General features: G+C 70.8%; 24 protein-coding genes and 1 pseudogene. 11 read left to right on the top strand and 14 right to left on the bottom strand.

Features of this window, described 5'->3' with window-relative positions; translation table 11 throughout:
* Window positions 1–146: 146 nt before the first annotated feature.
* Both QIT00_RS36305 and QIT00_RS36300 read right to left on the bottom strand, forming a co-directional pair.
* Window positions 147–1388 carry an MFS transporter gene (locus tag QIT00_RS36305; protein WP_282539773.1) on the bottom strand — a complete coding sequence of 414 codons (1242 nt, stop codon included), beginning with the start codon at window positions 1386–1388 and terminating at the stop codon, window positions 147–149.
* Between the two features lie 53 nt (window positions 1389–1441).
* Entirely contained in the window at window positions 1442–2080 is a 639-nt protein-coding gene (locus QIT00_RS36300) for an NAD(P)H-dependent oxidoreductase (RefSeq protein WP_282539772.1), read from the bottom strand.
* A 424-nt stretch (window positions 2081–2504) separates the two neighbouring features.
* On the opposite strand from QIT00_RS36300, the gene QIT00_RS36295 reads away from it, so the two are divergent.
* From QIT00_RS36295 to QIT00_RS36280, 4 genes are all read left to right on the top strand, one after another.
* A complete protein-coding gene (locus QIT00_RS36295) occupies window positions 2505–3311 on the top strand; it encodes an arylamine N-acetyltransferase family protein (RefSeq protein WP_282539771.1) in 807 nt (268 codons plus the stop codon).
* A 61-nt stretch (window positions 3312–3372) separates the two neighbouring features.
* Entirely contained in the window at window positions 3373–3999 is a 627-nt protein-coding gene (locus tag QIT00_RS36290) for a nuclear transport factor 2 family protein (RefSeq protein WP_282539770.1), read from the top strand.
* 67 nt (window positions 4000–4066) lie between these two features.
* On the top strand, window positions 4067–4804 hold the full coding sequence (locus QIT00_RS36285; protein ID WP_282539769.1) for a methyltransferase domain-containing protein: 738 nt from the start codon (window positions 4067–4069) through the stop codon (window positions 4802–4804).
* Window positions 4797–5807 carry a 3-oxoacyl-ACP synthase III family protein gene (locus QIT00_RS36280; protein WP_282539768.1) on the top strand — a complete coding sequence of 337 codons (1011 nt, stop codon included), beginning with the start codon at window positions 4797–4799 and terminating at the stop codon, window positions 5805–5807. The genes QIT00_RS36285 and QIT00_RS36280 overlap by 8 nt, the downstream gene beginning before the upstream one ends.
* 116 nt (window positions 5808–5923) lie before the next feature.
* Here QIT00_RS36280 and QIT00_RS36275 read toward each other — a convergent pair whose 3' ends face one another.
* On the bottom strand, window positions 5924–6901 hold the full coding sequence (locus QIT00_RS36275) for an NADPH:quinone reductase (protein ID WP_282539767.1): 978 nt from the start codon (window positions 6899–6901) through the stop codon (window positions 5924–5926).
* Between the two features lie 56 nt (window positions 6902–6957).
* The gene (locus tag QIT00_RS36270; protein ID WP_282539766.1) at window positions 6958–8586 is read right to left on the bottom strand and encodes an MFS transporter; all 1629 of its coding nucleotides are present in this window, start codon (window positions 8584–8586) and stop codon (window positions 6958–6960) included.
* A gap of 212 nt (window positions 8587–8798) precedes the next feature.
* Here QIT00_RS36270 and QIT00_RS36265 point away from each other — a divergent pair, with 212 nt between their 5' ends.
* A complete protein-coding gene (locus tag QIT00_RS36265; protein WP_282539765.1) occupies window positions 8799–12293 on the top strand; it encodes a BTAD domain-containing putative transcriptional regulator in 3495 nt (1164 codons plus the stop codon).
* Here QIT00_RS36265 and QIT00_RS36260 read toward each other — a convergent pair.
* Window positions 12233–12739, bottom strand: coding sequence for a MarR family winged helix-turn-helix transcriptional regulator (locus tag QIT00_RS36260; RefSeq protein WP_282539764.1), 507 nt, complete (start codon window positions 12737–12739; stop codon window positions 12233–12235). The two genes, QIT00_RS36265 and QIT00_RS36260, sit on opposite strands and share 61 nt — an antisense overlap.
* Window positions 12740–12875: 136 nt before the next feature.
* Here QIT00_RS36260 and QIT00_RS36255 point away from each other — a divergent pair, with 136 nt between their 5' ends.
* The 3 genes and pseudogenes from QIT00_RS36255 to QIT00_RS39160 all read left to right on the top strand — a co-directional run.
* The gene (locus tag QIT00_RS36255) at window positions 12876–13466 is read left to right on the top strand and encodes a malonic semialdehyde reductase (protein ID WP_282539763.1); all 591 of its coding nucleotides are present in this window, start codon (window positions 12876–12878) and stop codon (window positions 13464–13466) included.
* Between the two features lie 25 nt (window positions 13467–13491).
* Window positions 13492–14727 carry an MFS transporter gene (locus QIT00_RS36250; RefSeq protein WP_282539762.1) on the top strand — a complete coding sequence of 412 codons (1236 nt, stop codon included), beginning with the start codon at window positions 13492–13494 and terminating at the stop codon, window positions 14725–14727.
* A gap of 269 nt (window positions 14728–14996) precedes the next feature.
* A pseudogene (locus QIT00_RS39160) lies at window positions 14997–15098 on the top strand (YxiG-like protein); the annotation flags it as partial.
* A gap of 3 nt (window positions 15099–15101) precedes the next feature.
* Here QIT00_RS39160 and QIT00_RS36245 read toward each other — a convergent pair.
* A complete protein-coding gene (locus QIT00_RS36245) occupies window positions 15102–15335 on the bottom strand; it encodes a hypothetical protein (protein WP_282539761.1) in 234 nt (77 codons plus the stop codon).
* 282 nt (window positions 15336–15617) lie between these two features.
* Here QIT00_RS36245 and QIT00_RS36240 point away from each other — a divergent pair, with 282 nt between their 5' ends.
* Window positions 15618–16619: a terpene synthase family protein gene (locus QIT00_RS36240; RefSeq protein ID WP_282539760.1), complete on the top strand. Its 1002-nt coding sequence runs from the start codon at window positions 15618–15620 to the stop codon at window positions 16617–16619.
* A 3-nt stretch (window positions 16620–16622) separates the two neighbouring features.
* On the opposite strand, the gene QIT00_RS36235 is transcribed toward QIT00_RS36240, so the two are convergent.
* On the bottom strand, window positions 16623–17081 hold the full coding sequence (locus tag QIT00_RS36235) for a CAP domain-containing protein (protein ID WP_282539759.1): 459 nt from the start codon (window positions 17079–17081) through the stop codon (window positions 16623–16625).
* A gap of 133 nt (window positions 17082–17214) precedes the next feature.
* Here QIT00_RS36235 and QIT00_RS36230 point away from each other — a divergent pair, with 133 nt between their 5' ends.
* Window positions 17215–17466 carry a hypothetical protein gene (locus QIT00_RS36230; protein WP_282539758.1) on the top strand — a complete coding sequence of 84 codons (252 nt, stop codon included), beginning with the start codon at window positions 17215–17217 and terminating at the stop codon, window positions 17464–17466.
* Between the two features lie 145 nt (window positions 17467–17611).
* On the opposite strand, the gene QIT00_RS36225 is transcribed toward QIT00_RS36230, so the two are convergent.
* The 7 genes from QIT00_RS36225 to QIT00_RS36195 form a co-directional block, all read right to left on the bottom strand.
* Window positions 17612–17890 carry an ABC transporter permease gene (locus tag QIT00_RS36225; protein WP_282539757.1) on the bottom strand — a complete coding sequence of 93 codons (279 nt, stop codon included), beginning with the start codon at window positions 17888–17890 and terminating at the stop codon, window positions 17612–17614.
* The gene (locus QIT00_RS36220; RefSeq protein WP_282539756.1) at window positions 17887–18330 is read right to left on the bottom strand and encodes a polyprenyl synthetase family protein; all 444 of its coding nucleotides are present in this window, start codon (window positions 18328–18330) and stop codon (window positions 17887–17889) included. Before QIT00_RS36220 ends, QIT00_RS36225 begins: the two co-directional genes overlap by 4 nt.
* A gap of 30 nt (window positions 18331–18360) precedes the next feature.
* On the bottom strand, window positions 18361–19998 hold the full coding sequence (locus QIT00_RS36215) for a transposase (protein WP_282539755.1): 1638 nt from the start codon (window positions 19996–19998) through the stop codon (window positions 18361–18363).
* Complete coding sequence (locus QIT00_RS36210) at window positions 19991–20569, bottom strand: IS607 family transposase (protein ID WP_282539754.1); 579 nt, start codon at window positions 20567–20569, stop codon at window positions 19991–19993. Before QIT00_RS36210 ends, QIT00_RS36215 begins: the two co-directional genes overlap by 8 nt.
* Window positions 20570–20963: 394 nt before the next feature.
* On the bottom strand, window positions 20964–21497 hold the full coding sequence (locus QIT00_RS36205) for a DUF3291 domain-containing protein (RefSeq protein ID WP_282539753.1): 534 nt from the start codon (window positions 21495–21497) through the stop codon (window positions 20964–20966).
* 328 nt (window positions 21498–21825) lie between these two features.
* Complete coding sequence (locus QIT00_RS36200; protein ID WP_282539752.1) at window positions 21826–22464, bottom strand: disulfide bond formation protein B; 639 nt, start codon at window positions 22462–22464, stop codon at window positions 21826–21828.
* A gap of 1 nt (window position 22465) precedes the next feature.
* On the bottom strand, window positions 22466–22630 hold the full coding sequence (locus QIT00_RS36195) for a DUF5993 family protein (protein ID WP_282539751.1): 165 nt from the start codon (window positions 22628–22630) through the stop codon (window positions 22466–22468).
* Between the two features lie 250 nt (window positions 22631–22880).
* On the opposite strand from QIT00_RS36195, the gene QIT00_RS36190 reads away from it, so the two are divergent.
* On the top strand, window positions 22881–23066 hold the full coding sequence (locus tag QIT00_RS36190) for a chaplin (protein ID WP_282539781.1): 186 nt from the start codon (window positions 22881–22883) through the stop codon (window positions 23064–23066).
* Window positions 23067–23605 lie beyond the last annotated feature (539 nt).

Genomic DNA, 23605 nt, shown 5'->3' with positions numbered 1-23605 from the left:
CGTACGCACCCATCCGGCCGCTGTCCGCACGCACTTGACCACCGCGGGCAGGCACTTGACCGCCGTACGCGGGCACGCCGCGGGCCCCAGTGTCCCGGTGGTCGGGACCTGGGGCGACGGGCGGCCGAGGGGGGTGCGGTGGTGGGTCAGGAGGCGGCGGACATCGCGGCGAGGGCGGGTCCGAGCGCTCCGCCCAGCTGGTAGCAGAGGTTGAACAGGCCGATGGCCACCGGCCGTTTGGTGCTGTCGACGGTGTCGGTGGCGAAGGCCATGAGGGCGCCCTGGCCGCCTGCCGCGGCGAAGAGGGCGATGGCCAGGGCCGCAAGGACGACGATGGCCGAGGCGGAGACGGCGGTGAGGACTGCGGCAAGGACGCCGGCGGCGGCCAGGACGACCGCGACGGGGACGCGGCCCATGCGGATCGCGATCGCCGCGATGACGAAGGCGAGGACGGAGCCCGCCACTTGGGACACCGTGGTGCCCACGCCGATCGCGTCCTCGCTCCAGCCGGCGTCGGCGGAGAGCTGCCCGGGGATGACGAAGAGCAGCCGGAAGAAGGAGGTGGCCAGGAGCAGGGCAAGCAGGCTGACGCCGATGAAGAGCGGGGAGCGCAGCAGGACGACCGGGACGAACCCGTCGGGGCGGGTCTTGATGTGCAGGGCGAGCAGCAGGGCGGCCGCCACCGCGCAGAGCGCCGCGGGCAGGGGGAAGTAGGGGATGACGACCAGGGCGGTGGCCAGCGCCGTCAGCAGGACCGCGCCGCGCCCGTCGAAGCGGCTCCCGTCGGCCGGGGCGGTGGGGGCGTGCCGCAGCACGGGGGGCACGAACAGCGCGGCCACCACCGGCAGGAGCAGCACGACCAGCCACGAGGTCCATTCGGTGACCAGCGAGCCGACCAGCGGGCCGACCGCCGCGCAGGCGGCGATCGTCGAGGTGATCAGGCCCATCCGGCCGGCGGTTCCCGCCAGGTTCATCGCGACGGCGATCAGGCCGGTACTGCCCAGGGCCTGTCCGGACCGGCCGAGGAGGACCGCTGGCAGCCAGGGCACGGCGGCCACCACGACGGTGCCGGCGACCAGCAGCAGGGCGCTGGTGATCAGTGCGGTGCGCAGTCCGCGCTTGCTGATCAGCCCGCCGGCCAGGGGAGTGCCCACGGCGATCGACAGGGCCGCGATGGTCACCAGCCAGCTGGCGACGTCCAGGGTGAGGCCGTAGCCGTCGGCCATCTTGGGCAGGACGATGGCCGGGGCGGCGACGCCGAAGGTCGCCGGGGCGGCGATCAGGGACAGCCACAGTCCCGCGACCCGTGGTGGGTTGGAGTCGCTCCGGTCCGTGTCCGGCGTCGTCAGGGCGCGGGGCGGGCTGGGTCCATCGGACTGGACGGCCATGGTCTCTCCTGTGTACGAAGGCTGGTCTGAGCGGGGGGAGGCCGTACGGGCCTTCAGGACGCGGCGAGTCCCCGGCCCAGGGCTGCGGCGATCTCTATGACGTGGCGGGCCTGGTACTCCACGGCGGCGATGTTGTCGGCGGGGACGGTGCCCGGCTGCTTCTGGTGCGAGTGGCTGGCGGTGCCGTAAGGGCAGCCGTTGGCGCGGCGCTTGCTGATCACCTCGTGGGTGATGCCGTTGGGCACGATGACCCCGCCCCAGTGGCAGAAGGTGTTGTGGAGGCCGAGCACCGCCGTCTCCTGCCCGGCGTGCGCCCCGTCGCCCGAGGTGAACGCGGTCACGGGCTTGTCGTGGAGCTTGCCCGCGATGGCCATGTCGGTGGTGGTGTCGATCCACTCCATGAGCTTGGGGGCCGGCAGGCCGTAGCGGACCGGCGTGCCGATCATGATGGCGTCGGCCCACTCCAGGTCGGCGAGTTGGGCCACGGGGATCTCGGCGGTGGCGTCGGTGTGCTCGCTCCACACGGTGTGGTCGATCCAGAGCAGGTCGGCGGTGTCCTGCCCGGGGACGGATTCGCCGATCTTGCGCAGGCGCACCTCGGCGCCGGCCTTCTCCGCCGCCTGCGCCGCGGCCTGGGCCAGTTGATGGACGTGTCCGGTGGCGGAGTAGTAAACGATCGCGACGTTCGTCATGCCTGGGATGCTCCCTCTGCGGGCGATGCGGACAGACTGCGCGGGCGGCGCCGCGGGCAGGAGGTCGGGGGCCGGCGGCAGGCCGTCGGCGACGTGCCGGGTCAGCCTGGTGGGAGGCGGTGCCACCGGCAACGACGCGGGTCGCACTATGTCAACTGGGCGGCCGGACCTGACAGATCGCGGGTCCGGCTCTTGGCGGTCGATCCGGTGACGCGCTTGAGTCGGCTGCCGGTGCAACAGAGATCGCAGCAGAGATCGCAGCAGGGACCGCTGCAGAAATCGCAAGCGATCGCAGAGATCCAGAGATCCCAGAGATCGCAGAGATCCAGAGATCGCAGAGATCGCAGAAATCGCAGAGATCGCAGCGGAGTCCGGCGCAGAGTGAGTCCGCTTTCCGCAATTCCCTATCCCTCAGGGGGCCGCAGTGTTGAACGACGCCACCGTTGATCTGTATCTGAAGCGAATCGGTGCGGAACACCCGGAGACCGCCGACCTGGACGCACTGCGGGAGTTGCAGGAACGCCACATTCTCTCGGTCCCGTTCGAGAATCTCGACTACCACGACGGCACGCCGATCCAGCTCGACGAGAGCGTCGTGGACAAGATCGTGCACCGGGGACGCGGTGGCGGTTGCTATGAACTCAACCCGGCCTTCGGCTTCTTGCTCCAGGTGCTCGGATATCAGGTGGAGATCCTGCCGGCCCGCACCTACAGCGGGGAGAAGCTCGGCCCGCCCATGGTGCACCTGGCCCTCAGGGTGACCCTCGACGGCGAAAGCCTCCTTGTCGATGTCGGATTCGGCAAGTGCCCCCGCGGGCCGCTCGTCTTCGGTACCAGCGGCGAACAGTCCGACGCGCACGGTGCGTACGAGCTGGTGCCCGTCGGAAACGGCGAGGTGGACGTCCTCCTCAAGGGCAAGCCGCAGTACCGGATCGACGACCGCCCGGCCGAACTGGACGCCTTCCTGCCCACCCTGTGGTGGTACCGCACGGCACCCGACTCGCCCTTCCTCCAGTACGTGTTCGCCTCCCAGGTGACCGCCTCCGGGCGCGTGAGCATCCGGGAGAACACCCTCACGGTGACCGAGAACGGGCAGCGCCGCACCGAGGAACTGACCACCGACGACGCCGTGGTGGCCGCCTACCGGACGCACCTCGGGATCGATGTCGAGCGCGCACCGAAGACCACCGCCTCGTACGCGGGTGAGGAAGTGGACATGTACCTCAACTGACACCGAGGAAATGCCCCTACGAATCGACTGGCGCCCCTCGAACAGCCGACAGGAATGGGTAATGGGTACACAAGAGCGCAGCGGTACGGCAGATCTGCTGGCCGCCGATGCCGCCCGGGAGTGCGTGATACGCGAACGCTGGGCGCGCGACACCGGGCAGTGGGACGAAATGGCGGCGAGCTACTATCCGGACACTCGTATCGCCGTCGGCTGGGCATCGTGCAGCGGCGATGAATTCATCGCCAACACCCAGAAGCTGGCCGCCACCACCCGCGGCCAGGGACTGCACCAACTGGGCCCCATCCAGGTCCGGTTGAACGGCCACCGGGCCTTCGCCGAACTGCCCGCGCAGATCGTCATGCCGGTCGAGATCGACGGCCAGGAAGCGACGCTCTTCGTATGGGAGCGGATGTGTTTCCGGGTCGAGAAGCGGCAGGACGACTGGCGCATCGCGGAATTCCGGGCGGTGTACCTCAAGGACTCCGTGACCCCCGAATACGTGGGCGACCGTATCTCCCTCGACACCGGACTGCTCGGCTCCTACCGGCGTTCCTACCGCTACACCCAGTACTGGTCGAACCAGGCCGGCTGGGGAAACCACCCCGACCGGCCGGGCATCGACCGCCCGGAACTGATGCGCGAGGTGTACGACAGCAACGCCCGGTGGCTGGCCGAGCCGGGACAGTGACCGCCCGTGACCCCCTGAGGAACGGCGCACCCGCCCATCGACCCCGAACGGCCAGGAGCACACGAACATGACAAGCACCGACGTGGCCAGCACGGACACGAACAGCACGCAGGCGGTGGCGGACCGGCAGCTTCCCGCCGGTCTGCCCCCGGAGCTCTTCGCCCACGCCCAGCAGTCCGAACCCATCGAGTTCGACCTCCTGGACCGCACCTGGGACCTGCTGCCCGGCGTCTGGCCGCCCTACATCTCCCCCGAGACCAAGGGCTTCACCGACTGGCTGCCCTACCCCCAGGGCGGCTCCCTCCTTGAGGTCGGCAGCGGCTGCGGCGTCACCTCCGTGATCGCGGCCCTCAGGGGCGTCGCCCAGGTCACCGCCCTGGACATCACCCAGGAAGCGGTGTACAACACCCTGCTGAACGCCGCCCGGCACAATGTGGCCGACCACGTCCGCGCTGTGCGCAGCGACATGTTCGCCGCCCTCGACCCCGACGAGCGCTTCGACGTCATCTACTGGGACTCCAACGCCCTCCTCGCACCGGACGACTTCACCTGCACCCACTACATGCAGCGGGCCATCATGGACCCCGGCTATGTCTCGCACCGCACCTTCCTCGTCGACGGCCCCCGGTACCTGGCCGACGGCGGTCGGCTCTTCCTCGGCTTCAACGACCACGGCGACTGGGACAAGCTGACCGAGCTTGAGCAGGAGGCCGGGCTGACCCGCACCGAGCTCGGCGTCCTGGAGTTCGTCAGCAACGGCAGCACCGCCAACTTCCGCCTCCTGGAGTACCGCACCCATGGCTGACATCGCACGCGGGACGGGTGCGCCCCCGATACCGGTGAGCGTCCTGGGCACTGGTTCCCATGTGCCGTCCCTCGTCATCACCAACGACGACGTCGGCGCGGAGGCGGGCGTCACCGACGAGTGGATCGTACGCAAGACGGGCATCCACGAGCGCCGCTACGGCAAGGGCGACGAGGCCACCTCGGATCTGGCGGCCGCGGCTGCCCGCGCCGCACTGGAGGACGCGGGCGTCTCCGTCGCCGACCTGTCGCTGATCATCGTCGCCACCTCGACCCCGGACTCCCCGCAGCCCCCGACGGCCACCGTCGTCGCCGACCTCCTGCAGGCGCCGAGCACGGCCGCCGCCTTCGACCTCAACTCGGTGTGCAGCGGCTTCGTTTACGCCCTCACCGCCGCCGCGAGCATGATCGCGGGCGGCGGCCACGCCCTGGTCATCGGCGCGGACATGTACAGCAGGATCACCGACCCCACCGACCCGCGCACCCGCGTGCTGTGGGGCGACGGCGCCGGCGCCGTCGTCCTGGGCCCCGCCACCGGCCGCCGCGCACTGACCGCCACCCGCCTGCTGACCCACACCGAGGGCCGCGAACTCATCCAAGTCCCCGCGGGCGGAACGCGGTTGGGCACCACGGCCGAGACCCTGGCCGAGGGGCTGCACTACTTCGCCATGAACGGCCGCGGCGTCAAGGAGATGGTGTACGCCACGCTGCCGGAGGCACTCCGTACCTTCCTCGACGACGCGGGCGTCGACGCGGCGGAGCTGGCCCACATCGTCCCGCACCAGGCCAACGCCGTGATGCTCGCCGAACTGCATGAGTCGCTCCGCTTCCCCCGGGCCCGGATGCACACCACCGTCACCGAGTACGGCAACACCGGCGCCGCGTCCATCCCCCTCACCCTCGACGCGGCGGCCCGGCAGGGAGCCCTGCAGCCGGGCGAGAAGGTGCTGCTCTGCGCGTTCGGCGGCGGCTTCAACTTCGGCTTCGCCCTCATGGAGTGGTGAGAAGGACTGAGCGGTGGCCCTTGTGGGCGGCCCCCACGACGGGTGACGGCCCGGTGCGCGGTACCGCGCACCGGGCCGTCACCCGTCGTCATGTGTCGTCGTCGCGTGTCCTCGTGTCAGGCGCCCGTGCGCAGCACGATCTTTCCACGGGCCTTGCCCTCGTCGAGGAGCCGGTGGGCCGCGGCCGCCTCGCTGAGCGGCATCTCGTGGACCGCGGAGGGACGCAGCGAGCCGTCGGCGAGCAGCAGGTTGATGTGCGCCGCGGCGTCGGCGAGTTCGTCGGCCGAGGCCTGCGAGATGGCGAAGCCGACGACGGAGCAGTCCTTCACGTAGAGGCGGCCCGCGGGGAGCGTCGGCGTGGTGTCGAGCCCGGCGAGGAGCACGATCCGGCCGCGCCGGGCGAGCAGGTCGACGGCGGTGGTCAGGTCGTTGCGCGCGGAGGTGTCGAGGTACATGTCGACGCCACGCGGCGCGGCCCGCCGGATCCGCTCGACCGTGTCGGGGTCGCGGTAGTCGACGAACTCCGCGGCGCCCAGGGCCCGTACGCGCTCGGCGCTGCCCGCTCCGGCCACGGCGACGACCCGGGCCCCGGCGCGCGCGGCCATCAGGACCAGGGCGCTGCCCACGTTGCCGCCTGCGCCGAGGACGACCACGGTCTCGCCGACGCGGAGCCGGCCGTGTGTGAACAGGGCGAGGTGGGCGGTGGCCGCGGGGTGGGCCACGGCCACGGCGTCGGCGGCCGCGACCCCTTCGGGCAGGTGGTAGAGCCGGTCGGCGGCGACCAGGGCCTGCTCGGCGGCGGCGCCCTGCCGGCCGGCGTAGCCGAGGCTGTTGCACCACACCCGGTCGCCGGGGGAGAAGCCGACGACGGAGGAGCCGGTCGAGGTGACGGTCCCCACGAGGTCGCGGCCGATCACGAAGGGCAGTCGCACGTCGGTGCGCCAGGCTCCGGAGCGGACGAACGTGTCGACGTGGTTGACGGCGCTGACCTCGACGTCGACGATCACGTCGGCCGGGCCGGGCCGGGGGGCGGGCAACTCGCCGTGACGGATCTGGTCCGGCGCTCCGAACTGCTCGATGTACGCGGCAAACATGGGCCGCATTGTGCCCCGGCCCGGCCGCCCCGGTCGGCCCGGGGCGGCACACTCTGTCAGTTCACCGCCTCCTTCTCCTGCTGCTCCTGCCGCTGCTCCTGCTGCTGCTGCTCCTGCTGCTGCTCCTGCTCCTGCTCCTGCGGCGGGACGTCGCCGGAACCTCCGGCCGTGCGGCGCTTGCGCAGCATGGTCAGGGCGATGGTCGCGCTGACGGCGGTGATGACGGCGCAGGCGACGCCGATCGTGTTGAGCCCGTTGGTGTAGGCGTCCTCGGCGGCGGTCAGCAGGCTGTCGGCGGCGTCGCCGGGAAGCGCGCGGGCCGCGTTGAGGGCCTCCTCCATGCTGACTCCGGCGGCGTTCGCGGCGTCGGCCGGTGTGCCCGCCGGGGGCTCGACCGAGCCGCGGTAGACGGCGGTGCCGAGGCTGCCGAGCGTGGCGATGCCGAGGGCGGTGCCCAGGTCACCGCTGATGGAGGAGAGGGCGGCCGCGGAGCCGGCCCGCTCGGGCGGCGCGGACCCGACGACCATGCCGGTGCCGAGCGCACCGAACGTACCGACACCGATGAAGATGATCACGAAGCCTGCGAGGAGCAGCGGCAGCCCGGCGACCGGGTCGACGAAGGCGAGCATCGCGTAACCGGTCATGCCGATGAGCAGGGACGCCCCGATCACGGTGCCGAGCTGGAAACGCTTGGCGAGGACGGGAGCCACCTGGGCGGCGAGGACCGACGCGGCGGCGGCGGGCACCATCCACAGGCCCGCCTCCATCGGCGACATGCCCTCCACCATCTGCAGGAACCCGGTGATGAACAGGTAGCCGCCGCCGGTGCCGAGCATCGACACCATAAGGATCAGCAGCGCGGCGGTGAACGTGGCCACCCGGAACAGCCTCAGGTCGAGCAGCGGGTGCTCCAGCCTGCCCTGCCGCTTCACGAACACCCAGCCGACCGCCACGCCGACCACGATCGCCGCGAGCGGCAGCGCTTTGAATCCGTACCGGGCGAGCTCCTTCAGACCGAAGATGACCGACAGGATCGACACCAGCGACAGCAGCACACTGGCCAGGTCGATCCGGCCCGCGTTCGGGTCCTTGTACTCCGGCAGGACGAACGGCGCGACGGCGAGCAGCAGCACCATGACGGGCACGCCGAGCAGGAACACCGAGCCCCACCAGAAGTACTCGAGGAGGGTGCCGCCGACGACCGGCCCGAGGGCCGTACCGCCCATGAAGCAGCTGGCCCACACCGCGATGGCCCGGCCCTTCTGGTGCGGGTCCTGGAACATGTTGCTGATCAGGGCCAGCGTCGACGGCATCAGCGTCGCGGCGGCGACACCGAGCAGCGCACGCGTGGCGATCAGCCCCTCCGCGCTGGTGGAGTACGCGGCGGCGACGGAGGTGAGACCGACCGCCACCGCACCGGTCATCAGCAGCTTGCGGCGGCCGATCCGGTCGCCCAGGGTGCCCATGGTGATCAGGAATCCGGCGATCAGGAACCCGTAGATGTCCATGATCCACAGCGTTTGCGTGCCGGTCGGCCGCAGCCCCTCGGCCAGGTGCGGCAGCGCCAGGTAGAGCACGCTCTGGTCAAGCGAGATCAGCAGGGTGGGCAGCGCCAGGACGGCGAGCCCCAGCCATTCCCGTGACCCGGCCTTCCGGGCGGGTGCCTCGGGGGCGTTCGATGACATGGGTTTCCTTCCTGAGCTTGACGCGATGTCCCGGCGTGCGCGGGCGTCCCAGCACGAGCGCGGACGTCCCAGCACGTGCGCGGGCGTCCCAGCACGTGCGCGGGCGTCCCAGCACGTGGGCGGGCCGGAATCCCACTCTGGCTGGCGCCGCTCCCAGCTCTCTCTCAGAGCTCTCTCGGCCCCCGGACGACGGCGTCGGATAGCCTGCGCACATGCGTTTGGGGGTGCTGGGACCGCTCGGGGTGTGGACGGCCGACGGGGCGGAGGTCAGGGTCCCCGAACTGAAGGTCCGCGGCCTGCTCGCCCATCTCCTGGCCCACCGCGGCGGCCCGGTCTCCGCCGACCGGCTGATCGAGGACCTGTGGGGCGACAAGCTCCCCAACAACCCGCAGGGCGTGCTCCAGACGAAGGTGTGGCAGCTGCGGCGCACCCTGGAGGCCGCCGAGCCCGGCGGGCGCGCCCTGGTGGCCTCCAGGGCGCCGGGGTACGAGCTGCGCGCCGCCCCCGACCTGGTCGACGCCGACCGCTTCCAGGACCTGCTCGGCCGCGCCCGGTCGGCGGCCGAACCCCGGTCACGGGCCGGCCTGTTGGCGGACGCACTCGCCCTCTGGCGCGGTCCGGCGTACGCCGACTTCGCCGACGAGGAGTTCGCGCGCACCGCGGCCGCCCGCCTTGAGGAGCAGCGCCTGACCGCGACGGAAGAGCTGGCCGAGGCCCGTCTGGAGCTCGGCGAACACGCCCTGGTGGCCGACGAGTTGAGCGATCTTGTGGCCCTGCATCCGCTGCGGGAACGGCTGCGCGCCGCTCACGTACGGGCGCTGTACCTGGCCGGCCGGCAGGACGCGGCGCTCCGCAGCTACACCGATCTGCGCACCCGGCTCGTCGAGGACCTGGGCGTGGATCCGGGCCCCGAACTGACGGCCCTGCACCGGTCGGTCCTCGCCCAGGACCCCGCCCTGGTCGCCCCGCCGCCCCCGGCCACCTCCGCGGCCCGGCCGCCGAGCAACGTTCCCGCCGCGCTGACCGAGCTGGTCGGCCGGGACCAAGCGGTCGAGGACCTGCGCTCGCTGCTCGCCTCCTACCGGCTCGTGACGCTGACCGGGCCCGGCGGCGTCGGCAAGACACAGCTCGCACTCGCGACCGCGGGCCGGCTGCACGGCACGTTCCCCGGCGGCATCCGTCTGACGGAGTTCGCCGCGCTCGACCCGGCGTCCACCGCCTCCGAGGCCGGGCGCGCCGATGTGCACGACGCGGTCGGCGCGGTGCTCGGGCTGCGGGACGACACGGCACAACCCGGCTACGCGCTGCCGGAGTTGGCGGCGCGGGTCGCCCACGCCCTGGGCGACCGGCCAGCCCTGCTGATCTTCGACAACTGCGAACACGTCGCCGGGCCCGTCGCGGAACTCACCGGGCAACTCCTCAGGGCCGCCCCCGCCCTGCGCGTCCTGGCCACCAGCCAGGTGCCGCTCGGCATCACCGGCGAACGCCTGGAGGAGGTGCCGCCGCTGCGCCGCCCGGACTCCACCACTGGGCTGAGCGCGGCGGACGTACGCCAGTTCAGCGCCGTCGAACTGTTCGTGGCCCGGGCCACCGCCGCGGCCCCCCGCTTCGTCCTCGACGAGGACACCCTGGACGCGGTCGTGTCCATCTGCACACGCCTGGACGGCATCCCCCTCGCCCTGGAGATGGCCGCGACCCGCGTACGGGCCCTGGGCGTCGGCGAGTTGGCCGCCCGCCTCGACGACCGCTTCCACCTCCTCGCGGTGGGCTCACGCGGAGCCCCGGCACGGCAGCGCACACTGCGCGCCATGATCGACTGGAGCTGGGAGCTGCTCGGCGACCGGGAGCAGGCGGTACTGCGGCGCTTGGCCGTGCACGCCGACGGCTGCTCGCTGGCCGCGGCGGAGGAGCTGTGCGCCGGGCGCGGCGTGGACGCGGCGGACGTCCTCGACCTCCTGGCCCGCCTGGTCGACGGCTCGCTCCTCGTCATGACCGACGGCGCGGACGGCCCGCGCTACCGGATGCTGGAGTCGGTCGCCGCGTACGCCTCCGAACGGCTCGCGGAATCGGGCGAGTCGGCGGCCCTGCAGCGCGGCCACCGCGCCTACTACACCGAGCTGGCCGAGCGGGCCGAGCCGCACCTGCGCGGACACGGGCAGCGCCAGTGGCTGCGCCGCCTCGACGTCGAGAACGCCAATCTGCGCTCCGCCCTGGAGAGCGCCGTACGCGCCGGGGACGGCGAGTGCGCCCTGCGCCTGGTGAACGCACTGGCCTGGTACTGGTACCTGCGGGGCCGCAACGGCGAGGCCCAACGCTCCCTCACCCAGGCTCTGTCGGCCGAAGCGGACGCCCCGGCGGCCCCAGGGCCCGTCTCCCCGATCTTTGCGGGCCCGCGACGCCTGGCACGCCCTCTCGCCGCACGCCCGAATCACCCAAGTACGTCCAGTACGAGGGCGATCCGGGCGCACGCCGAGAGCACGCTCCCCCAAGCTCTCGACTACGCTCGAGCAGGGGGGACCCCCATGACGCCGCGGGCTGATCCGCAAAGATCGGAGAGACGGGCCCTGGTGGCGAAGGCGTCCGGCTGGCTCGGTGGCTTTCGCCTGCTGCTCGGCGGCAGCTCCGACCCCGTCAGCGAGTACCGCAGTGCGCTGCGGGCGTACGAGGAGGTCGACGACCCGCTGGGCCGGGCACGGGCGGAATGGTTCGTGGCGTCGAACCTCTACGGCGTGCGGGACCCGGCCCCGAGCCGGCAGCTGATCGAGTCCGCGCTCACCACGTTCCGCTCGCTCGGTGACCGCTGGGGCACGGCCGCGGCGCTCGCCATCCGCTCGTTCCACGCGCAGTTGGGCGGGGACTTCGGCGCGGTGCTGCGCCACGGAGAACGCAGCCTGGAACTGTTCCGGGAGCTGGGGGACCAGTGGGGCCAGCTCCGGGCGACGGCACAGCTGCAGGTGCTCGCCGAGGTGCGTGGTGAGTACGACAAGGCCGGACGGCTCCGCCGCGAGGGGCTGCGCATGGCCGAGGACCTGGAACTGTGGCCGGAGGTGACCTTCCAGCTCGCGGGCCTCGGCCGCATCGCCCTGCTGACCCGCGACTACCCCCGGGCCCGTGAGTTCCACGAGCGGTCCCGACGCCTCGCGGTCGCCCGGTCGGACAAGTTCGGCGAGCAGTACGCCGAGATCGGCCTCGGCATGGGCGCACGCCGGGCGGGTGACCTGGACGCCGCCGAGAGCCACATGCTGCACGTACTCGAGATCCACCGGGAGATGGGCTACGAGCCGGAGACGCCCCCGTTGATCCTGGTCGAACTGGGCTTTGTGGCCGAGCTGCGGGGCGAGCCGGCCACCGCCCTGAAACTGCAGCACGACGCGCTGGCAGCGGCACGCGGGACCGGCACGCGGCAGCTGGCCCTGTGCTTCGAGGGCCTGGCCGGCGCGCGGGCCCTCGCCGGGGAGGCCGAGAGCGCCGCCCTGCTCCTGGGCGTCGCGGCGGCGGCACGGCGCTCGGTCGGAGCACCGCTGCCGGAGGGGGAGCGGGGCGACATCGCCCGGACCGAGAAGCGCGCCCGGACGGTCCTGGACGACGCCCGGTTCGCCGCCGCGTACGCGCGGGGCGAGGCGCTGAGCGTCGACGAGGCCTTCCGTCAGGTGATCGACGTGTCGCCGTGCGCCTCCAGCAACTTCCGCAGTCCGTCCGCCACTTGAGCGCAGTCCTCGGGTGTGAGGGCCTTGGCGATACGGGCGTAGTTGGCCAGGTGGTCGTCCATGAGCTGGTCGGTGAGGGCCAGGCCCTTGTCGGTGAGGCGGATCTTGACGGTGCGCCGGTCGGATCCGTCGCGCACGCGCTCCACGAGGCCCTTGGTCTCCATCTTGTCGATGCGGTTCGTGATGGCGCCGGAGGTGACCATGGCGGCCTTGAGGAACGCTCCGGCGGTCAGCGCGTACGGCGGGCCGGAGCGGCGCAGGGTGGTCAGGACGTCGAACTCGCCCATCTCCAGGCCGTGTTCGACGGAGAACGTCTTGACCTCCTTCGAGAGGACCATCGCCATCCGCTGCACCCGGGCAAGCACCTCGACGGGCCAGATCGCCTCGGCCAGATCGGGGCGTTCCGCGGTCCATTGACCGATGATCGCGTCCACTGCGTCACTCATCGTCGCCTCGTTCCTCCGGTGGCCGGTTCATTGCGGCTTCACTTCGTCTCAACGTTAAGACACTTGACGTTGAGACGTTACGCCTGATTCTATCTCAACGTTGAGATTCCCAATGTTGATGAATCAGGAGTCGGTCATGTCGCTCACCCTCGCCCCCGCCGCCCAGGACCTCCTCTTCCGCGAGGCCCGCACCGCCAACACCTTCACCGACGAGCCCGTCACCGACGAGCAGATCCGCGCCGTCTACGACCTCGTCAAGTACGGCCCCACCGCCTTCAACCTCACCCCGCTCCGCATCCTCCTCATCCGCTCCACCGACGCCCGCGCCCGCCTGGTCGCACACATGGAGGAGGGCAACCGCGCCAAGACCTCCGCCGCCCCGCTCGTCGCGATCCTCGCCACCGACAACGAGTTCCACGAGGAGACCCACCGGCTCGTGCCCCACGCCCCCGGCATCAAGGACGCCTACTTCTCCGAGCGCCCTGTCCGCGAGCACTCCGCGCTCCTCAACGGCTCCCTGCAGTGCGCGTACTTCGTCGTCGGAGTCCGCGCCGCAGGCCTCGCCGCCGGGCCCATGACCGGCTTCGACCACGAAGGCGTACAGAAGGAGTTCCTCGACGACGACCACACCCCGCTGATGGTCGTCAACCTCGGCAAGCCCGGCCCGAAGGCCTGGTACCCGCGCTCGCCCCGCCTCGACTACGACGACGTCGTCACCACACTCTGAACCACACTCTGACAAGGAGCACCGCATGCCCGCAGCGACCGCGCGAGCCGGGGCGCGCGACAACACCGCGCCCGCCACCCGGAAGCGCCCGACACCACGTCAACTCCCGGCCCTCTGGCTGGCGTTGCTCGCCGCCCCGGTGGCGGCGGGCGCCAACGCGCCCGTCCTGATCCTCCCCGACATGGCCGACTCACTCGGCGTCCGCACCACCACCGCGACCTGGCTCGTCACCGCCTTCGCCTGGGGCATGGCCGTCGGCACCCCGCTGATGGCAGGCCTGCTGCGGCGCCGCGGCCCGCGCACCACCCTGACCGCCGCCGCCCTGACCGTCGCCGCCGGCACCGCCACCGTCTCCCTCGCCCCCTGGCTCCCCCTCGCGCTGACCGGCCGCGCCGCCCAGGCGGTCGGCGGCGCCGGACTCGTCGCCGTCGCCATGAACCTCGCCGGAACGGCCCGCCGCATGGGCGTCATCACCTCCGGCTTCGGCGTACTCGGCGCCTTCGGCCCACTCCTCGGCCAGACCCTCACCACCACCGTGTCCTGGCGGCTCTCCCTCGCCGTCTCCGCCCTCGCCCTCCTCGCCGTACCCGCTGTACGACGCCACGCCCTGCCCGTACCGCCCCCGGCGGGCCCGTTCGACGGCCGCGGCGCCACCCTCCTCCTCACCTGCGTCACCGCCCTCGTCCTGCTCCCCACCGCTCCCCTCGCCGCCCTCCCCGTCGCAGCCGTGGCCGCCCCGCTCCTCGCCCGCCACCTACGCCGCACCCCCGACGGCTTCACCCCCACCGCACTCCTGCGCTCCCGCCCCTTCCGCACCGCGGCCGCAGCCGCCCTCACCCTCTCCACCTCCTACTTCACGCTTCTCTTCGCCGTACCGGAACTCCTCGCCGACCGCACCGGCCTCGACACCCGGACCATCGGCACCGGCCAACTCGCCGCCATGCTCGCCGGATCCGCCCTGTCCTGGCTCCTCGCCGCCGCCTCCCCCCGACTCCCACGCACCGCCGCCTACGCGATCCTCCTCGGCCTCGGCACCCTGGCCGCCGCCCTCGCCGCACTCGCGACCTCGGCCCCGCTCCTCCTGCTCGCCACCGCGGCCGCGATCTTCACGTCCACCGGCGCCAACGCGGTGCTCTCCCTCTACGCCGCCCACGCCGCCCCCGAACACCAACGCCCCGCGGCCATCGCCCTGTTCGTCCTCAGCTACCAGCTGGGCAGCGCCCTGGGCCCGGCCCTCGCGGCCCTCCTCGTCCTGGGCTGAGCCGCCTCAGGACCCGCCCGGTATGCCCGCCAGGCCGCAGGAGAGAATGACTCCATGGCGACATGCAGAAAGTGCGGCACACGAAAACGACTCCGGCCCACCCGCTGCCCCCGATGCCGCTCCGACCTGGACCACACCGAAACCGCCGTAGCCACCGCCGACCTGGCCATGGCTACAGGCCTCCTCGGCTGGATCAGGCGAGGAATCACGACAGTCGTCCGGACAGTGCACCGCACACTCGACCTCTGAGCGTTCACGGCCCGCGCTTCTTGAGGACCAACGCGCACGACCTGACCTTGGTCTTCTCGGACCTTCAGGTGAGTCAAGTCCCGGCCGGATACGCACCCTTCATCGCGGCTGAGGCTCCCTGAGGCTCAGCGCCTGGGGAACATGACATCGCTGGCCGCGTTGACGAACGGCGCGGCCATGCCGGCGAGCGCTGACGCGCCCTGAGAGAACGGCGCCAGGGGGTCGACCCTGGCGGCCTGGCCGCGCGGAGCACCCTGGCCGCCCGGCCCCTTCCCGTCGGCGAGAGCGGTCGTACCGCTCTGGAGAGCAGTGAGGATCAGGAGCAGGACAGCGGCACGCTGGCAGGTACGGAATCGCATACCCGCTGCAACGAGGTGCTCCGCCCCTGGTCACAGGCCTGCCAGAAGTGTGATCTACGGGCCCGGACCCGGGCGGCGAGTCAACTGCGAGCCCCGGATCGCCTCTTCGGCTGACGCCCTGCGACAGCGGCCACGCCTCGGCGGATCCCCGTCCGTCCTCCCACATGATCGTGGCCGCTCACAGCCCTCAAGCGGAAGGTTGAAACCGCCCATGGCCACCCATCCTCTCGACGTGGAACTGCCCCGCTCTTCTGCCCGTTGGAATCAGCCCGTCATCCGCACGTGCACGAGGTCGAGAGGCGGGCCGTGGAGTGGATCGACAGCAGCGGCATGTGCGCGTCGGAACGAGAGAAGGCATGGGTCGTGGCGACCCACAGCGCCGACTTCTTCGCCCGCTTCGCTCCGATCGCCGACGACGACAGACTGCTGGCCGCCGTCCAATGGGTGTACTGGGGCTTCGCGTTCGACGACGCCCGCTGCGACAGCGGGCCGCTGAGCAACCGACCCGCACAGTTCAACGCTCTGGCGGGCCAGGTGCAGCGAGCCTGCGAGACCGACCTCGCGCGACCCGAGGACCGCTACGCCCGCGCCCTGCAGAGCATCACGCGCAGCTTCCGCTCCTTCGCGCCGCCCACCCAGGTCAGTCGCTTCGTACATGCGCACCGGGCCTGGCTGTCCGGGGTCTCCTGGCAGATCGGGAACCAGGCCATGGGGCGCATGCCCGGCCTTGACGAGTTCCTCTCGATGCGGCTGCTGGCGGCGGGAGGCTGCCCGACCTTCGCCCTCCTGGAGCTGGCCACCGGAGCCGAGGTCCCCGACCGGGAACTGCACCGCCCGGCGGTGTCGGCGCTGACCGAGATGGCCATGATGGTGGCCTCCCTCGACAACGACCGGCACTCCCTGCACAAGGAACTGAGCCGGGGCCAGGCCGACCAGAACATCTACACCGTGCTGATGGCCGAGCGCGGCCTGCCCCTGCAACAGGCGGTCGACGAGGCCAACGGACTGCGCGACCGCGTCCTGCGGCGCTTCCTGGAACTGCACGACCAGGTACGGCCCACCGCGGGCACCGACCTCGCCACGTATCTGCAGGGCCTGCGCTACGGACTGCGCGGCAACAACGAGTGGGGGCTCAGGGTGCCGCGCTATCTCAGCCAGGGCCACTGGCCGGACGAGAGGGAGGACACCCTGCTGGAATGGGCCGACGAGCCGTGCGACGTGCGGCCCGGCCCGCCGGCGGGCGCGCCCGGCATCGCGTGGTGGTGGGAAGCGGACCTCGTCTGAACCTCACCGCCTCGTGGCCAGGTCCAGGGTCCACCACGAGTCTCCGGCACCGTCGGCCCGGCCGACCCCCGCGTCGCGGTAGCGGCAGGTGAGGATGATCTCGCGATGCTGTGGGCTGTCCATCCACAGCTTCGTGACGGTTCCCGCGTCCGCCGAGGTGGACGCGATGGCCTCCCCGAAGTGAGCGGGACGGTAACCGGCGGACCGCATCCGGTCCTGCGGGCGGCTGCCGTCGGAGCCGGTGTGGTCCAGGCGCTGATGACGGGCCATGTCGACGCTGTGCGCCTGCGCGGCCCGGGTGAGGGAGGCCAGCGGCCGTACCGGGCCGCAACCTGCCTCGGCACGACGCTGATTGACCTCCGCCACCACATCCGCCGACACCCCCACCGCCGACACCCCCGGCAGCAGCGCCGCGAGAGCAACCCCCACGACGAAGACCGCTGAGCGGAACGGGACAGTCATGGTTTTCCCACTTTCTCTTTTTCTCTCCTTCGACGTAAGGCGGCATTTCCCTGCCCGAGCAAGGCGGGCGGCGAATAGGGTAACGAATATCCCCTTTCCCGTGTTCTCTTTCCTATCGACCAAGAGGATTTTCATGTCACAGCAGCTTCGCCGTCTGGCCGCCGTCTCGCTCATGGCGCTGGCCCTCACCGCCGGCGGCGCGACCGCCGCCACGACCGCCTCCGCCGCCTCGCCGCAGCCGGCGCAGACCGGGGCCTACCCCGACCCGGGCAGCCTCAACAGCTACTCGGGCCACCACGACGGAGACCCGCTGCGCTTCGGCCCGTTCGACGTTCCCCGCAACGGCACGATCTCCGGCGGCCTGTCATGGAACGTGCGGGACTAGGCAGCGAATTCGCCTGACCCCGCACGGTGGATCGCGTCCAGCCGCTGCCCCGCCCTCGCCGGAGCGGAAAGCGGCTGGACGACCGTACCGCGAGCGAAATTCCCTTTCCCGCCGACCGGGAAGGCGGTACGCGAATTCCCGGAAATCAGCGCTTGAGAGTGGCGGCACTGGCGACGAGGACGAGAACCACACACGCCAGAATCAACAAAGCGTCCCGCACGAACACCCCCGTGACGCCGGAATGCGCAGCCGCCTCACCCGCCGCCTCCACGGCGTACGTCATCGGCATGACCTTGGCGACCGCCGACAGCGCTCCCTGCATCTCGTCCCGCGGCACGAACAGCCCGCACACCAGGAACTGCGGCAGCACGCCCGCGGGCAGGAACTGCACCGCCTGAAACTCGTTCCGGGCGAACGCGCTCACCAGACACAGGCGCAGCCCATCAGCGACCCGGTCTTGCCCCCCGCCATCCTGAGATACTGCTGCACCGACACCGTCGGCGCCTCCTCGAACGCCACGTCGTCACTCTGCTCCTCGACCAACTCCCGCAGCACACCCACTAGTTCAGCCACCGCCGCAGCCGACCGGCACGGCACATCGGACACCGTTCGCATCGCCGCGACGAGCAGAGCGTCCCCCGCGAGGACCGCCGCCGACGTCCCGAACACCGCCCACGCCGCTGGACGATGCCGACGCAGCGCGTCCCCATCGATCACGTCGTCGTGCAGCAAGGTGAAGTCGTGCACGAGCTCCACGGCCACGGCACCGGGCAGCGCGTCGCGCGCACTGCCACCGACAGCCAACGCGGACAACACAGCCAGCGCCGGCCGAACCGCCTTCCCACGCCGAGGAGCCGACTCCACGGGAGCCCCGTCAGCCTCCGTCCACCGTTCCTAATCAGTGATCAGGAGTGAGTCTTGGACCCATGCCTGGTCGCTGCGGACATCCCGAACGGTTTTGGATGTCCTGGTCTCCCGCGTTCGCTCCGCGTCCGGCGACACGGATCGTGTCCGTGGTCCGGGAATGCGGGGGCGGGTTTCCTCGCGCCCTCGGACACCGCGATCGGCCTGGACGTTCCGATGCTCACGGCGATCACTCTGGTCGTCGTGGGGCGGTGCCGTCCGTCGCCGAATCGGGTGCCCGAGGGCGCGCCTGCCAATGGCCACCGAAGCGGCGTCATGGCGAGTCATGTTGCGAGTCTTGCTGGTCAGGGGCTTGCGCCAGTGCTCATCGCCCCACATGGAGGTGTAGGCCGGATCGACGGCGACGATCGCGATGCCGTGCTCGGCGGCCATCGAGACGATTCGGGCCTTGAGCTTGCCGGTCGGCATGCCGGAGATGAGCTGCCGGAACCGCTTCTTGCGGCCGTGCTTCTCCCTCGTCTTCTCGGCGGCGAAGTCCAGGTTCTCGATGCCGATCGCCTTAGCCCCGGCCTGGTTCGTCCAGTGCAGCAACTGGGTGAGGGCGTGCCGGACTTGGGCGTCTCGGTGGTCGGCCGACCCGGACAGGTCGTAGTAGAAGCGGCGTGGGTCGCTGATCGGGTTGCCGTGCTGGTCAAGGAGGTAGGCGGCGAAGTGGTCAGCGTTGGTGTCGACGCCGACCATGCCCTCAGCGCGGGCGGCGGCCAGCGGGATGGTCTGCACTACGGGCCTGGTCCACGACGCGGTGAGGTACCAGCGTCCCCGGGCCACGTCGAGGTGGATGCGGTAGGCGACGGCCCGATTAGCGTCGATCCGGTCGCGCCACTCGTCTCCCCGGTGCGCGAACGCGACCTTCGAGGCGAGGACGTATCGGCCGTGCTGGGCGTTCGCGTGGTGGGCGAGCGGGGCGGGCAGCTTGATGCTGACCTCGCCCTCGGGCGTGACACGGATCGTCTCGTTACCGAACCTCTTACCCGATTCGCCGTCAGCAGCGAGGAACCAGCGCTCGGCCTCCCACCGCTGGCGCCACTGCTGCTCGGTGAGTTGAGCGGCGGCGAGGTTGTGCCGGTTCTTGAGCAGTCGCCGACCGCCGCGCACCACGCGTACGCGGCCGGAAGTCCAGTCGTCGCGGGCCACCTCCAGGCGGTGTTCCAGCGTCGCGAGGCGGCGGGACTTGTGGAACCACTCGCCCTTGCTGCGGTATCCGCCCGGCGCCCGCTTGCTGCCTTTCTCCCCGATCGGCAAAGAGAGCCGGTGCCGCAGCGTGCGGATACCGGCTTCGAGGTTCTGGATGTGCGCCATGAGAGAGCGCCTGGCCAAGCCGTATTGATCGTGGGTGGCTTTCGTGATCGCACCCGCGATACGCGACGAGGACTGCTCGGTCAGGTCCCGCTTACGGGCGGCCCAGGCGTCGTTGTCGTGGTCGTGCCCGGCCTGGCAGCGGGCCTTGAGGTCCAGGGAGGCCAGGCGGCCCTGGTGTTCGCCGACCAGGCGCAACACCTTCTCGTCTTCGGGGGTGAGGTGCCCCAGGCGGTCGCGTATCGCCACACCGGACGGGCCGAGGGCTACAAACGGGGTATCGATGGTGCGGAGCTGCTTCTTGTCAGCCATCGGCCGCCGCCGCTTCCAGGGCCTTCTTGGCGCGGTTCTTCGCCGAGCGGTGGCCGTACAGGCGGGCGCAGAACGAGGTCAGTACCTCCACCATGTCGCGCACGAGGTCGTCCTCGACCTCGCCGTCATCCAGCACCACCAGGCGCCGACCGGACGCGGACAGGGCGGCTTCGACCAGCTCAACGTTCATGCGGCCGAGACGGTCTTTGTGCTCCACCACCACGGTGGTCACCGCCGGGTCGCCCAGCAGTCGGCGGGCCTTGGTGCGGCAGCCGTTCATGCCCGAGGCGATCTCGGACTCGATCCGCACGACCCGGTGCCCGGCCTTTGCAGCCCAGTCGGACAACCGCGCTGTCTGACGGGCAAGGTCGTCCTTGTGGTCATGCGAGGAGACACGGGCGTACAGGCCCACGCCTTCGACCGCTGCCGTCGAGGAGTTCGCTTCGACGTTCACCAGGATCGTGCGCGGCCCCACTCGCTCAGCCGGCACCGGCAACGTGCCCTCACGGAACCAGCGATAGGCGGTGTGTGGGTGCACGCCATTCGCGATCGCCCACTCCTTGAGGTTCATACGCCGATCGTAACACCCACTCAGAGGCTTTAATACGTACTAAAGTTGACTCAACCTTGAGCAGTACCTGACCTCCGGTGATACCCGGCGACCCGGGCCTCAGCCGCCGGGAGCTCCCCGACAGCCTCCCGCAGCGCCGGGACGAACAGGTCATCGATCCACCCCAGACGCGGAAACGCGGTGCCAGGAACCGGGCCGGTGATCTGCGACATGCACTACTCCTCAGGACCTCGAACAGGGCGGAACCCGGCCAGTCAACTCCCGCCCCACCAGCACAAAGAAGCGCAGCACACCCCCCAGTCAAAGGATCACCACAGCGGCCCCAGACCTCATACGGTGCACTCAGCCGAACATCGGATCACCAGCGCCCCAGGGCAGCGTCAAGCAGCGCGGCTCAGAGGGCATTTCCTCTCCGTACGGCGGAAGGCGGTGCGAACGAATGGTGGAAGGTGAAGGCGTGCGGCGCGGAGCCGTGGTCGTGGAGGTGTTCCAGCCTGGAAACCCCGTCCTGCCAGGTGGGTATCACGCCGTCGGAGACCCACCAGCACACGTAACTCGGGTGTCCTGTCCTCTCGAACCAGTCGTAACGCCTGTTCAGCGCCTCGCGGTGCAGACCGGTGTAGATGGCGTCGAAGGCGGGGCGCAGGTCGGTCCAGAGTGAGAGGGTCGCGTCCAGGGCGCTGGTTTCCACGGTACGGCCCTTGCCGTACCAGGCAGGTACGGCGAACTCTCCCCATGCGCCCCAGTCCAGGTCGAAGTGTGTGCCCTGGCCGCCGTCTGCCGCTTCAGCACGAGCGAGGTACCCGGGGTGCCGGCTGATCTCCGGGTAGATGGCCTTGCCGCTGTCGTGGAGTTCGCGCGTGAGAGGTCCGGGATCGGCGAGGGGTGACTTGAGGACGCCGAATGTGTACAGAGCAAGCTGGGGCATGCGTCTCTCCCTGGTTGGGGGTGCCTGGTGTGGACCCGGTGCGGTGGCTTGCGCACGGGGCGAGGTCTTCGTGGGTGCGTGGCCGACTCATCCCGTCGCGGGCGGCTCAGCCTGAAGGAACTCCGGTGCGACCGTGGGCGATCGCCGAGGACCAGGTGAAGGTAGCTGCCTCGGCGGGGCATGTCGAAGTTGCGTTTTCCCTGCCCAAGTGGCCTCTTGTACCGGTCATTTCGGGGCTGGGGGGCGGTGACGGGCGGGTCTGGCTGCGGCGGCCCGAGGGCCCAGCATCCTGAACTGCCACCCAGTCTGACGCCCCGGTGACCGTCGATCAGTCCAGAATCCCCACCTGGTAGAAGAATTCATAGCGATTGGGGTCGTCCGGCAGGAACCAGTGGAAGCCCTCTTCCAGGAAGACGGCCACCATGTTCACAGCGATCACTACGGCGACGAACCAGAGGACGACCCTGCCGATCGGCACGTACAGGCCCTTCGTTGGGATCATGCGGTCCGTTGTGAGATGCGCGAGCGCCAGCACGATGCCGATCGCCACCACCGAGGCCATGAACAGGATCCACGCCCACACATACATGTGCAGGCCGAGCACGGGGGCCCCGTACCCCTTGTCGCCCGGCAGGATGTGCAGCATGGTCTGCCGCCAGGCCGTGAAGCCGCCGCCGATGCAGGCAACCAGGGCAAGTCCCCAGCCCATCATGTAGTCACGGCCCGTGAGGGTGCCGGTCATGCCCTTGCGCACGATGACCCCGGCGCCCAGCGCCGCCAGGAGCATGAACATGCGCTGGATCATGCACAGCGGGCAGGGGTAGTCCCAGCCGATGAACTGCACGCCGAGTCCGGCGCAGACGACCGCCGTCCAGCCGGTGGCGAAGAAGCAGGCGAACCAGTACTGGGCCTTGCCGAGGAGCCCGGAGTTCTCGGTGTCGCTGAGCGGTGAGGTGATGGTGGCCATGTCAGTAGCTCAGCCCCAGCCCGAGGCTGCTGGTGATGTGCTGCGAGAGCAGCAGGGCGACAGCGGCGAGCGTGATCCACCAGCCGACGAGCACAGCGGTGCGGCCGCGCCGGCGGTAGAGCAGCAGCCAGGTGGCGAGCAGGCCGCCGAAGATCAGGGTGTCCATACCGACAGAACGTATCCAGACCGACCCTGCCCGGGGCCGGGGCACGCGGGGCGCGGCCGCAATGCCTCCGTCAACGCCGCAGCGGACCGGCGGGTCGCACCCGGCGACGCTGATCGGAGGAAAGCCGTGTCAGGTCGCGCTCTGCAGCGTTGATCTTGTCGGGCGCTCCCGATCGTGGTGCTCCAGCCGCCGGACGGCGTTGGCCGCGGAGAAGGCGGTCGGTGTAGTGCTGGCCTCCGGCGCCCTCGTCATGGGCGCTGCCGGTCTGGCCACCGCCGACGCCGGTGCCAACGGTGCGGCCGCCAACTCGCCGGGCGTGCTCTCGGGCAACGTGCTTCAGGTCCCGGTGCACGTGCCGGTCAACGTGTGCGGCAACAGCATCAACGTCATCGGTCTGCTGAACCCGGCGTTCGGCAACACCTGCGTCAACGACTGACCCGAGGCAGCACCGTAGGAGCCTTTCGGCTCAGCCTGTAGATGTCGACGTGCCGCCGCGCCCTTCCCACGGCGGCACGCCGACCACGTGTGGCCTTGCTGATCGGATCGCTCGCACAGCTGGACACCTGCCACCCGCGCCCGCGCCTCGCCAACGGGTCCGCACCTCGACGCATTTCCGGGGCTCCGGCGCCTCGCCGTCTGCGCACCGCCACGCTCGCGGGCGGCGACGTACCAGGTCAGAGCAGGAACGCCGCAGGAACGCCGCAGGAATGCCTCTGGAACGCCGCAGGAACGCGTGTGGAACCTTTGCGGAACCTCGTACAGGCACAGTTCTGGGTATGGCGAAGGCCACCGGGCATCGCCACCGCACACAGCCGCCACCACGGGGCACTCGGCCAGGACGGCTGAGCCGACAGACACGCCCGCGAACAGGAACAGCTCTAGCGGGCAACGGGTCACGCATTGGCATGGCCCCGTCAAGATAAGGGAAGGGAGGTTCGACCATGATCCGCAAGCCGGTTCGTCGGGGCGTCTTCG

It is taken from the genome of Streptomyces luteolus (assembly GCF_029968015.1).
In the GTDB taxonomy this organism is placed as follows: domain Bacteria; phylum Actinomycetota; class Actinomycetes; order Streptomycetales; family Streptomycetaceae; genus Streptomyces; species Streptomyces luteolus.
This window is presented reverse-complemented; position numbering and strand designations above follow the sequence as displayed.

Coding starts and splice junctions, on each gene's coding strand:
- QIT00_RS36300 (WP_282539772.1), bottom strand. CDS start 2,080: ATGACGAACGTCGCGATCGTTTACTACTCCGCCACCGGACACGTCCAT.
- QIT00_RS36205 (WP_282539753.1), bottom strand. CDS start 21,497: ATGCCCCAGCTTGCTCTGTACACATTCGGCGTCCTCAAGTCACCCCTC.
- QIT00_RS36190 (WP_282539781.1), top strand. CDS start 22,881: ATGGGCGCTGCCGGTCTGGCCACCGCCGACGCCGGTGCCAACGGTGCG.
- QIT00_RS36280 (WP_282539768.1), top strand. CDS start 4,797: ATGGCTGACATCGCACGCGGGACGGGTGCGCCCCCGATACCGGTGAGC.
- QIT00_RS36285 (WP_282539769.1), top strand. CDS start 4,067: ATGACAAGCACCGACGTGGCCAGCACGGACACGAACAGCACGCAGGCG.
- QIT00_RS36250 (WP_282539762.1), top strand. CDS start 13,492: ATGCCCGCAGCGACCGCGCGAGCCGGGGCGCGCGACAACACCGCGCCC.
- QIT00_RS36290 (WP_282539770.1), top strand. CDS start 3,373: ATGGGTACACAAGAGCGCAGCGGTACGGCAGATCTGCTGGCCGCCGAT.
- QIT00_RS36245 (WP_282539761.1), bottom strand. CDS start 15,335: ATGCGATTCCGTACCTGCCAGCGTGCCGCTGTCCTGCTCCTGATCCTC.
- QIT00_RS36270 (WP_282539766.1), bottom strand. CDS start 8,586: ATGTCATCGAACGCCCCCGAGGCACCCGCCCGGAAGGCCGGGTCACGG.
- QIT00_RS36260 (WP_282539764.1), bottom strand. CDS start 12,739: ATGAGTGACGCAGTGGACGCGATCATCGGTCAATGGACCGCGGAACGC.
- QIT00_RS36230 (WP_282539758.1), top strand. CDS start 17,215: ATGTCACAGCAGCTTCGCCGTCTGGCCGCCGTCTCGCTCATGGCGCTG.
- QIT00_RS36265 (WP_282539765.1), top strand. CDS start 8,799: ATGCGTTTGGGGGTGCTGGGACCGCTCGGGGTGTGGACGGCCGACGGG.
- QIT00_RS36305 (WP_282539773.1), bottom strand. CDS start 1,388: ATGGCCGTCCAGTCCGATGGACCCAGCCCGCCCCGCGCCCTGACGACG.
- QIT00_RS36255 (WP_282539763.1), top strand. CDS start 12,876: ATGTCGCTCACCCTCGCCCCCGCCGCCCAGGACCTCCTCTTCCGCGAG.
- QIT00_RS36275 (WP_282539767.1), bottom strand. CDS start 6,901: ATGTTTGCCGCGTACATCGAGCAGTTCGGAGCGCCGGACCAGATCCGT.
- QIT00_RS36195 (WP_282539751.1), bottom strand. CDS start 22,630: ATGGACACCCTGATCTTCGGCGGCCTGCTCGCCACCTGGCTGCTGCTC.
- QIT00_RS36215 (WP_282539755.1), bottom strand. CDS start 19,998: ATGGCTGACAAGAAGCAGCTCCGCACCATCGATACCCCGTTTGTAGCC.
- QIT00_RS36200 (WP_282539752.1), bottom strand. CDS start 22,464: ATGGCCACCATCACCTCACCGCTCAGCGACACCGAGAACTCCGGGCTC.
- QIT00_RS36210 (WP_282539754.1), bottom strand. CDS start 20,569: ATGAACCTCAAGGAGTGGGCGATCGCGAATGGCGTGCACCCACACACC.
- QIT00_RS36235 (WP_282539759.1), bottom strand. CDS start 17,081: ATGACTGTCCCGTTCCGCTCAGCGGTCTTCGTCGTGGGGGTTGCTCTC.